Source organism: Paenibacillus sp. 01T422 (genome assembly GCF_056398785.1).
On sequence record NZ_JBFTQB010000254.1, the window covers coordinates 1 to 7,164 of the forward strand.

A 7,164-nucleotide genomic window follows, 5' to 3' on the forward strand; every position below is an offset into this window, starting at 1 on the left:
GAAATCGAAATCTTGCTCGCATCTATCTTCGCTTGTCGTAAATCTGAAATGACATCTCTATTTTTACGTTTAGCTTCAATAATTCCGACAAACTTAAGTCCAACAAATAATGCATAATCTGCCGATCCTTTTCCACTCGTCGGCCATTCAGCAATTGCTAAATTTCTCCCTAACTCTGGCCTAGCTCCCTTAGAATAAGTTAGGGCCTCAGAGTTAACTTCCCAACCAGCTGCTTCTAATTGACGATCAATTATTTGGAGCCTGGTTTGCTTTTCATCAATTAAATGATTTAAAGCTTGTTGCCCTTGTTTTCTTCTTGCTTGCAAATCTTCGCTCGTTTGCTTTATTAGTCTTAATTCATCTAATTCTGCAGTAAGTTTGTTAATCTCAGCTAATTGCTCTTTGTCTTTCTCTTCAAGTAATTTAGCCAATACATCTTGATCAACTTTTTGCTGATGAGTTGGTTGTACATATGCTTCAGGTTGAAAAGACCAATCGCCATAAACTTGCATCAACCATACGCCAAGATTAAAAGCTAAGTGGAGATTAGTCTGAGCCTCTTGAATTGACTCGTACCCATCGTGTGCGGCCTTATTTCCTATGCGGCGGAGTTTTCGCAATATATTAAGAATATCATCTGGAATGATATCCTCTCTTTTTAGAAGAAGCTCACGACTCTCTTGTCTATTATCTAAAGGTTCATTTAGATTCTCATTAGCTATAATTATTTTAGATATCGTTTCTCCAAATATACGTAGTTTAAACAATGTTGTGTTGGAATCATGATGTAGGTTACTCTCGGCCACTTCTCCAAGATTTGCAAGTATCGGCCATCTCCAATTTAAGAATTCAAAGTTACTAGCTCCCATTTGGCCCCTCCAAATACAAAATTCACTAGTACTATGAATTCGACATTTGTTTGTAACTTCCTGTTTAAATCATTCTTTTTATAAAATCCACTAATCCCAAAGACCTAAAAAAAATAGCCTATGAAATAGGCTACTTTAACTACTACTATTTTGAAATTTAATGAACGTTATTAATAACCATTTTCGATTAACCACTGTTTGAGACTAAGTGGCGTTATACCATTTGTTTTCAATGTATTTGTAGYAAGATAACCTATAACTTTCCCATTCAACACAACGATCGGTGGTGTGGATGCAAGATCATTAAATGCGCTCTTTGTAGACACCGTACTACCATATGTGCCCAAATCATTCCAAATACTTGTTTGAGAGAATTCACTACCATAAGTGCCAAATTCATTATAAATCGATTCTGAATCATATTCATTAGTGGTTAACTTACCTAAATACACTTTTCCATCATTAGAGTAAAGCTTCGGGTATTCTATGTTTACTGCAACAGGCGGAGGTGTTGGACTTGGTGTTGGTTTAGCAGCTAGGGGTGGACTCGGTGTTGGTGCAGCTGGCAAAGGCGTTGGACTTGGCACTGGCGCACTTGTCTCGTTTGTGGTTTTTGAAATGGACGCTTTAATGTTATTGACGGGAAAATAATTAACTTGAACATTTATCTTATCAACCATTTGTTCTAATGTAATTTCACCATTTGAATACAATCGTGCATCGCTCGTATCAAAAAGTATTACCGATTCTGCTTTTCGTGGGTTATTCATAAAAGTGACTTTTACCGATTCTGCATCTGTAGTGCTCGTAACGCGCAACAGCTTATCTAAGACTTTTGAATTATCTCCTGTTAAAAAATCTATATCGCTTTTCAACATAAGATATGGATTATTGTATGTAAAAAATCGTTTCTCGCCGCTAGTTACTATTTTTTCATCAAAAAGCTGCTTTATAATTGAGTCAGTTGTGCTGATATCAACACTATATGTGCTTGCATCCCATGTAACGTTTGCCCCAAGATTTCTCAGGACCGAGATAGGCACTAAAGTAGTATTATCATAGATAAACGCCGGCACTTCTTCTGAACTAATGGTTATGTCTTTGCCATGCGACTTGATTTTAACAATTGGATTTCCTTTGTATTCTCCATTAATACTTGATGCACTTGCTGCCCCAGCAAAAAGTGTCATCATGACCCCAATCAGAATTACTTTTTTATTAATTCTAATTACAATCTCGCCTGAATTTGCTGTCATCTTCACTCATCCCCTACTCATTTGTCTAATATTTACATTCCATGAATATCGATCATTCTCCTTTTTTCTAATCAATTACTTTATGATGTTTCTATTAACTATTTTAAAAAAATAAATTTATATAGATAATCCGGCACATTCTACCTTATTCTGTTATTTTCGACAAAAATACGAACGTATATTCCTATTTATGACGAAATATGATACCATCTACCTATAGGAGGTAGCATATGGACTTATCATTTTATAAACCTACTGAACTCGAGAAATGGCTTGAAAAAGAGTATCGTAGCATTGGAATTGAGTATGCGTCAGATATGGACCTGGACCTCATTGCATCCATCTTTGATGTCGAAATTCGCATCTATGCCGGGCCCTCTTTCGCTGAATGGAAAGAGGATGAGTACTCCTTCATCTTCCTAAACGGCTATCTTGATAAACAACAAAGACGAGAAGTATTTTTCCATGAGCTTTGCCATCCGCTGCATCATGTCGGCCGGCAAGAGATCATGCCTAAATCGTTTATTGAGCTGCAGGAGATCCAGGCAAAACATTTTCAACATTATGCAGCTATGCCTTCTTACTTACTAGAGGAGTTTAAGAATGTTTCTCCTTCCCTCCTTGTAAAAGTAATGGCTGAAGAATTTTGTCTATCCGAGAGGTTTGTTCAGAATCGCTTAGTTCAAATTCAAATGCGTATGCAAACTGGACTTTATGAAGAAGAATTGATTCGTCGCCGGAACACAAAAATTACAATTGATGATGACCATGTTCGACGTGTAATGGCAGAGCTTGGTCCAAAACAACTTGAAGGAGCATAAAAGTGGCAAGGTTATCGGTTTATTATTCAGAGCATCCAGAGAATTTTCACCCAGTACCGGATAAATTAAATATCTCTTTTGCTCGAGGGAAAATAGAGTGGCATAAGAACCAACTTTTCATTCCATTAGAAGCTCCATTTCGTCCTAAAACAGCCGATGATTACTCGGAAGACATAATGAGCGTCTCTATTCTTTTAGAAGACCTTATGACACATCCTGAGCGTCCAAATCAGTTCGGGATAAACATACATAGTGTTGTTCGTCGTTTAGAGAAGTTGAAATATCAAGAGGGCTTACATTTTGAGTACAGTGACATTGAACAATTCATCATTCAAATGGGGGATATTGAAGAAATCATGCAGATGGACGTAAAGCCTTTTTATGAATGGAGGTAATTTGTTGTGGCAAGCATTCAGAAGAGCGGTAAAAACTCCTGGAGGCTCCAGGTCGATCTTGGTTATGACGTTAACGGAAAACGGCTGTATAAGCGTAAGACTGTCAGCGTAGAAGATGCCGATCGGATGAAGAAGCTGGAGTTAAAGCGTTTTTTAGACAGCGAGCTTTCCAAATTTAAAATTGAGGTCGAAGTCGGGGAATACATTTCTCCTGACAAAATGAAATTCGATCAATTTGCAAAAGAGTGGGAAAGTAAATTTGTCATGAAGCAACTGGAGCAAACATCCCAAGAGAACTATGTTAGCATCATGAACAATCGACTAATCCCTCACTTCGGTCATATGCGTGTGGATCAGATACAAACATTCCATGTTATGAATTTCATTGAGTCATTAGATCAGCCAGGAGCGCGATTAGACGGCAGTGGTAAATCCCTCTCCTCTTCATCCAAAGTATATATCTATCGCGTTTTACGAAGCGTCTTCATGCGGGCAATGGACTGGAAAGTAATTAAATCAACCCCAATGGTTGGTGTCGCAAAACCCAAAGAGGTAAAAGTAGAATGTGAGGCATACGACGAAAAGGAAACGATTTTTATTTTTGAAGCACTTCAAAACGAACGTCCTGACTTTCGAATGATCGCCACACTCGCTCTTACGACCGGTTTACGCCGCGGTGAGCTTCTTGCGTTAGAATGGCACCATGTAAATCTTGAAGCCGGCACAGTCGAAGTAAAGCAGTCTCTCCCCCGTTTCAAAGATGGAGCTCCTCTTATCAAAGTACCCAAGAATAATAGTTCATTCCGTAAAGTGGCCCTGCCCGCATCCGTTATCTCTGAATTCAACGAGTTTTATGATTACAAAAAGGCTTCTAAAGAGGATGTTATCGATAGATGGCAGGGCAAGGACCGCTCATTTGTTTTCTGCTCAACATTTGGTAATGCCTATTCGCAGAACTGGCCAACAAAGCAGTGGCACTATTTCCACGCGAAATTAAAGGGTGCTGTTAAATATATTCGCTTTCATGACCTTAGGCATACCTCAGCAACGCTCTTGATCAACCAAGGCGTTCATGCTAAGGTTATTTCAGAAAGACTAGGACATTCCAATATTGGAACGACGATGAATGTCTACGGACACGTTTTACGCGCTGCTGATCATGCAGCCGCTAATAAGCTTGATTTCCTCTTTGACAGTAGAAAAAACAAGATAAACAAAGGACAAGATCTAGGTACCGACGAGGTACCAAAAGGTACTGTTGAGGTACCAACTAGGTCATAATTAACTTAAGTTCATTCAAATTAACCTCATGCCACTTCAAATAAACCGCACCAAATCAACATTCATTCCACTATAACAGGATAGAAGAAAAGCGATATTTCACTTCTCCCATGAGACGGCCTGTAAAAGGGCCGTCGTATTAATTTATAGTACAGTTTTCAAAAACCCTTATGAAATAAGGGTTTCTTTGTGTATAACAGGGTGAAAAATTCATATAGTACAGAGAGTATTTATGACACTTGGTGACCAATTGGTGACCAAATTTAATTATATAGAATAAATAACCTCATATTAGGACCCTATAAACCACAAATGGAATTTGCATATATTTATTTAACCTTGGCCGATAAAGCTCTGATTTGGTATATTTAACGGCTCGTCTTCCCAACCTCGAATAATTTTAATGGTATCTGTATTCCATCTATCCCAAATAATAAAGTTTTGTTCCGCAAGCTTAACAAGAACAAATTTAATCTCTTTTTCATATTTCCCAGTTTTTGTACTCAGTTCATTGAAAGATGGCATATATCCCCGATGTTTGTGGGAATAGTTCCAAAGAATACGTAAAATCTTTCGTTTGATATCTCGAAGCAAAATGGCTTATTTATTTCTTCATTAAATAAGAAATGAAACAACCGTTTCTCCGACGCCCACTAACCAAATTCCAGAAAATCAGAGATTTGAAACAACGACCAATGTCACTCAGTACATCCAAGACAGATATGGAAAAGTGATGACCAAGAAGAATTTTATCAATAGCTCCCATTTCATAAAATTGTTTGGCAGAAGTTTATGGCTACGCTTATTACAAGATCAAGGACTACTAGGAAGTTTGGATGAAGTCCCCGAACCAGTTGAGGGCATGTAGGTGAATTTTGTAAAAAAGGATATTATGGAGAGGTATATGTATCGCGGCGGTGAGTGGCGAGATATGGGATCAAATATGCCTTCGTGTTATAAATAATAACTAAGATATTTTACAAGTTCTTTCGCTTTGTGGAGATATTCTTGTCGCTGAGTGATACCTTTTGAATGATTGTTGGGATTTTCTTGTCGTTATGAGGGGATTTTCTTGACCGCCATCCAAGATCTGAAAAGGCACATGCATCTCCTAGCAAAAGAATCCCAACTCGTCTCCGAAGGGATTCTTTCCGCTTTGTTATTATCTGGCGCTTGGGAAAATACGCCGTACCATCTCGCCGAACTGCTCGACAAAACCGGAGACTGGTCTTCCTTGACCTATATCCGCTACATACCTATTCACRTGATCGACAAATTCAGGATTAGAAGAAACGTACACATTTTGGATATTTGCATCTGTAGCTCTGACTTGCTGGGCAATTTGATTCTCCAAATCCTTGGTCAGTTCGGTTTTTGGGGTATTCACCACAGCTGCTACGTAAGCATTTCGATTAGTGAGAAGGACATTCGCAGACTTGACACCCGGCACCTGCGTAATTTTATCAGCGGCTTGCTTCGCAATAAGAATGTGGTTATCGCCTGCTGCGTGCGGTTGATTCTGATTCTGCTGAATCGGGGCCGCTGTTCCTTGCGGAATACTTTGCTGCCGGACCTGATTCTTGGCATTGTGCGTGCACCCTGTCGCAATAACCATGCTAGATAAAATAAGCAGGGCAGCTCCTTGGATTTTACGTTGTTTGGTAAGCATCATGTAGCACCTCCATCTTGATGCTCTTATTATGCTGCTAACCAGTTTGAACCATTCATGGCATGTTTCATTGAAGAAGCAGACGAAGATTTACTTTTGTTCCAAAACAGCATAATTTTTAAGATAGACACAATGCTCTACAGAAAAAGACGGTGTTTACTCTCACATTTCGGAGTAAATGCCGTCTTTTTCCTTCTGTAATGTTCTGCTAGGTCATGTCTTTTAGTCGTTCAGTTGCAGAATTCTTTTTAGATTCACAGCGAAAATCGCCATTGCTCCTTGTAGTTCCATACCTAATAAACCCGAGGATGTGGCTACATCGTACCCGTGCCTGTGCTTCAGTTCACTGTTTTTAGCCTCAATTTTGTAGCGTTCCTTGGACTGAACTTTGAAACCTTCACTTTCTTGAAAGATCATTTGCTCTGAACGTTCGTCAGACTTTATGCTAACGGAGCAGCTCTTCGTTTTGGATTCTTCCTTGTAGCAACCTTCTCGAAGACCAATGATACTAAAAGTATACAAGAAAAAAGGTGCAGTCTCCTCACATTTTTGTGAGTTAACTACACCATTGTTCAATTTTACTTTTTCAGTGACCGCCAATTCAAGAGGCGGTCTTCATATTTATTATTGAGCTAACGTCCTCCGTCCCTCCATTCACGCCCCTAGCGAGGCACCACAGAAAATGAAGATTGATCAGCGAGGATCTATGTAGGGACTGTTGTAATCATATTAAAAAAGCAGTCCCTAAATTCAGGTAGCAGTCAAGCACTAGCGTTGCATCAAACCTTACACATTATCAACTTAGCAGATGTTCGTGCAAAAATTCACAAAGTTTCAAACTGACATAAATTAAAAGTAGCTCCACCTAAGCGT

At 39.0% G+C, this 7,164-nt stretch carries 6 protein-coding genes and 2 pseudogenes; 3 read left to right on the plus strand and 5 right to left on the minus strand.

The features are described 5' to 3' along the window. Both hsdR and AC1DUA_RS15870 read right to left on the minus strand, forming a co-directional pair. Positions 1 to 869, minus strand: a pseudogene (gene hsdR, locus AC1DUA_RS15865) (type I restriction-modification system endonuclease); the annotation flags it as partial. A gap of 170 nt (positions 870 to 1,039) precedes the next feature. Next, the gene (locus tag AC1DUA_RS15870) at positions 1,040 to 2,125 is read right to left on the minus strand and encodes a stalk domain-containing protein (protein WP_477500694.1); all 1,086 of its coding nucleotides are present in this window, start codon (positions 2,123 to 2,125) and stop codon (positions 1,040 to 1,042) included. A gap of 230 nt (positions 2,126 to 2,355) precedes the next feature. On the opposite strand from AC1DUA_RS15870, the gene AC1DUA_RS15875 reads away from it, so the two are divergent. Genes AC1DUA_RS15875 through AC1DUA_RS15885 form a run of 3 tightly spaced genes read left to right on the plus strand, consistent with a single transcriptional unit; the run spans position 2,356 to position 4,622 of the window. Further along, positions 2,356 to 2,946, plus strand: a complete 591-nt coding sequence (locus AC1DUA_RS15875; RefSeq protein ID WP_477500695.1) for an ImmA/IrrE family metallo-endopeptidase — start codon at positions 2,356 to 2,358, stop codon at positions 2,944 to 2,946. A gap of 2 nt (positions 2,947 to 2,948) precedes the next feature. After that, complete coding sequence (locus AC1DUA_RS15880; protein WP_477500696.1) at positions 2,949 to 3,341, plus strand: hypothetical protein; 393 nt, start codon at positions 2,949 to 2,951, stop codon at positions 3,339 to 3,341. Positions 3,342 to 3,347: 6 nt separating this feature from the next. Then, positions 3,348 to 4,622, plus strand: a complete 1,275-nt coding sequence (locus AC1DUA_RS15885) for a tyrosine-type recombinase/integrase (protein WP_477500697.1) — start codon at positions 3,348 to 3,350, stop codon at positions 4,620 to 4,622. Positions 4,623 to 4,955: 333 nt separating this feature from the next. Here the strand turns inward: AC1DUA_RS15885 and AC1DUA_RS15890 are convergent, their stop codons facing one another. From AC1DUA_RS15890 to AC1DUA_RS15900, 3 genes and pseudogenes are all read right to left on the minus strand, one after another. Beyond that, the gene (locus tag AC1DUA_RS15890; RefSeq protein WP_477500698.1) at positions 4,956 to 5,147 is read right to left on the minus strand and encodes a hypothetical protein; all 192 of its coding nucleotides are present in this window, start codon (positions 5,145 to 5,147) and stop codon (positions 4,956 to 4,958) included. Positions 5,148 to 5,784: 637 nt separating this feature from the next. Then, entirely contained in the window at positions 5,785 to 6,294 is a 510-nt protein-coding gene (locus AC1DUA_RS15895) for a YhcN/YlaJ family sporulation lipoprotein (RefSeq protein ID WP_477500699.1), read from the minus strand. 219 nt (positions 6,295 to 6,513) lie between these two features. Then, a pseudogene (locus tag AC1DUA_RS15900) lies at positions 6,514 to 6,789 on the minus strand (transposase); the annotation flags it as partial. Between the last annotated feature and the right edge of the window lie 375 nt (positions 6,790 to 7,164).